The sequence below is a fragment of the Candidatus Nitrosotalea sp. FS genome, from assembly GCF_011319475.1.
GTDB lineage: Archaea > Thermoproteota > Nitrososphaeria > Nitrososphaerales > Nitrosopumilaceae > Nitrosotalea.
In genome coordinates this window covers 1-2505 of sequence record NZ_RCMC01000245.1, presented here as the reverse complement: position 1 = coordinate 2505, position 2505 = coordinate 1, and the positions used below count along the sequence as shown (strand labels likewise).

The 2505-nt window shown below is 40.7% G+C and carries 1 protein-coding gene and 1 pseudogene; one reads left to right on the top strand and one right to left on the bottom strand.

Annotated elements, in window-relative coordinates; genetic code table 11:
• Positions 1–515: 515 nt before the first annotated feature.
• The gene (locus DYY66_RS09755) at positions 516–938 is read right to left on the bottom strand and encodes a hypothetical protein (RefSeq protein WP_166288749.1); all 423 of its coding nucleotides are present in this window, start codon (positions 936–938) and stop codon (positions 516–518) included.
• Between the two features lie 288 nt (positions 939–1226).
• Between DYY66_RS09755 and DYY66_RS14910 the strand changes: the two are divergent.
• Positions 1227–2011 (top strand): annotated as a pseudogene (locus tag DYY66_RS14910) (tetratricopeptide repeat protein); the annotation flags it as partial.
• Between the last annotated feature and the right edge of the window lie 494 nt (positions 2012–2505).

Genomic DNA, 2505 nt, shown 5'->3' with positions numbered 1-2505 from the left:
CCTGTCGCCTTTGTCACCAGGAGGACCTGGCGGTCCCTTGTCACCTTTTTCTCCATAGGGGCCTGGTGGTCCCTTGTCACCTTGTACACCCATAGGTCCTGAAGGACCTTGCACACCAGGCTGGCCCATCGGTCCGNCTTTATCGCCCCTGTCGCCTTTGTCACCAGGAGGACCTGGTGGTCCCTTGTCACCTTTTTCTCCATATGGACCTGGAGATCCCTTGTCACCTTGTACACCCATAGGACCAGTTGGACCTTGTACACCAGGTTGACCCATTGGTCCTGGTTGTCCCATAGGACCAGCAGGACCCATTGGACCGGACGGACCTCGTGTGCCTCTTTCAACTTGATAAGGTTCCATCACAATTCTTTGTTTAGGAATTTCAGAATCAGATTTAGTATGACGTGTTACTGGCTCTGGTTCGGGAGCTGGCTCTACATAGTCAGATTCAATTTTTGGAACAGTGNATAGGACCAGCAGGACCCATTGGACCGGACGGACCTCGTGCGCCTCTTTCACCTTGGATGGGGCTCCATCACAATTTTTTGTTTAGGAATTTCAGAATCTGATTTTGTATGACGTGTTACTGGCTCTGGTTCTGGAGTTGGCTCGACATAGTCAGAGTCAATTTTTGGAACAGTAATTTGAAAACTAGAATGAATTGATGAAAACTGGTCAATTACGACAACCCAGACAGTTCCCTTTTGAAATACTGTTGATGGAATTGGATTTTTTGCAGAACCAATAACTTGGGTAAATTTTTTGTCTTTTACTCTAAGATGAAAATTGTCCTTCCATAGAGAATGGAAACTTCTTTTCTTTACATCATCAAGAGAAGGCTGGGCATCACAGAGTGCAATTTGCACCTCAAAGACACCTGACAAGATCTTAAAGGGTGACTCGCCAGAGATCTCTATAGTGTTATCTTTTGATGACATATTCTACGTGTAATCCCTTAGTATTTTTGTATTTTCAATATGATATAAAGCCCATTTGTGAATTTTTAGACACTTGGAAATCTGTTTTCTACCTTCCTGGCTGCCTGATTTTCAAACTAATCTATTTATCTACGGCTAATCCACATTTTGTTAACCGTGAAAAAGATACTCAAGGACAAAAAGGAAGAGCCACTTTCTGAGATTAGAAAGGCAGAATCAGAGCCAAGTACCAAGATAACAGATTCCAATTATAACAGAAACAAGCACTACAAGAAGGGAGTCTCCCTCATGGCAGATGAGAGGTTGGAGGATGCGGCAAGGGCATTTGAGGATGCATTACGAATCGACCCAAGACACATGGAATCATTGCTCAAGTTAGGATATGCACGTTTTCACATGAATGATTTTGCAGGCGCAATGGAATCATACAACAAGGTCCATGAAATCGATGTCACAAATGCAGAAGCATGGAACTTGAAAGGTCTGATTTACTATCAACAAAAAAATTATGATAAAGCACTAGACAGTGTAGAAAAGGCAATTGATTCCAATTCCACAGATGGAATGTCATGGTACAACAAGGCATGTTACCACTCGTTATTGAATCACATACCAGAATCTATTGAGGCATTAAAGCGCTCAATTGAGATCGATGTCAAGAATGCAAAAAAAGCAGTAAGGGACAAGGACTTTGAAAACATCAGAACCGATGAAGGATACAGAAGAATTGTAGAAGTTGTTGTACTTGAATCAGTAAGACAAGGATATCGCAAAGTAGGACAGATTGTCTGGACTACAATGGTTGGCAAGCTCGAAGTCGAAGATGCTGCAAGAAAACTTGTCGAGAAAGGATTGCTGATAAAAACAGAAAAGAATCTAGGATTACAAAAAGTCGAAGAATTTGAAATTGTTCCAGAGCTTGCAGAAAAAATTGGTGTAGAAAAGAAAGGCTTTTTCGGAGCTGCAAAAAAATCCCAGCCAATTGTAATACAAAATCTAAAGGAGATAAACGAGGCAGTGCAATCTACCAAGACATCAATTGAGAAAGGCGATGTCAAGGAAATCATTGCAAGNAAATCTAAAGGAGATAAACGAGGCAGTGCAATCTACCAAGGCATCAATTGAGAAAGGAGATGTCAAAGAAATAATTGAAAATCTTGATGTATTCATCGAACCTGCAAAGAAAGGCGGACAGATGATTGAATACTTTTTTGAAGAGCATCGTGACATTAGGTTGTACAAGGTAAGACTCACCGACAAAGGATCAGAATATCTCCAGGTAAACAAGCAGAAAATAATGGACTTGTTTAACAACATAGAAATGATGATAACAAAGAAACTTAGAAACGAAGCTGCCAGTCAGAATTCTTAAAATTTATTCAGCAGACNAAGGTAAGACTCACAGACAAGGGAGCAGAATATCTCCAGGCAAACAAGCAGAAAATATTAGACTTGTTTAACAATATAGAAATGATGATAACAAAGAAGCTTAGAAACGAAGCTGCCAGTCAGAATTCCTAGAATTTATTCAGCAGATAGATCCCAATAGTTTGCATCCTTTTGCTTT

What these genes read in the sequence shown, in the direction of transcription:
- DYY66_RS09755 (WP_166288749.1), bottom strand. Translation starts at nt 938, where the DNA reads ATGTCATCAAAAGATAACACTATAGAGATCTCTGGCGAGTCACCCTTT.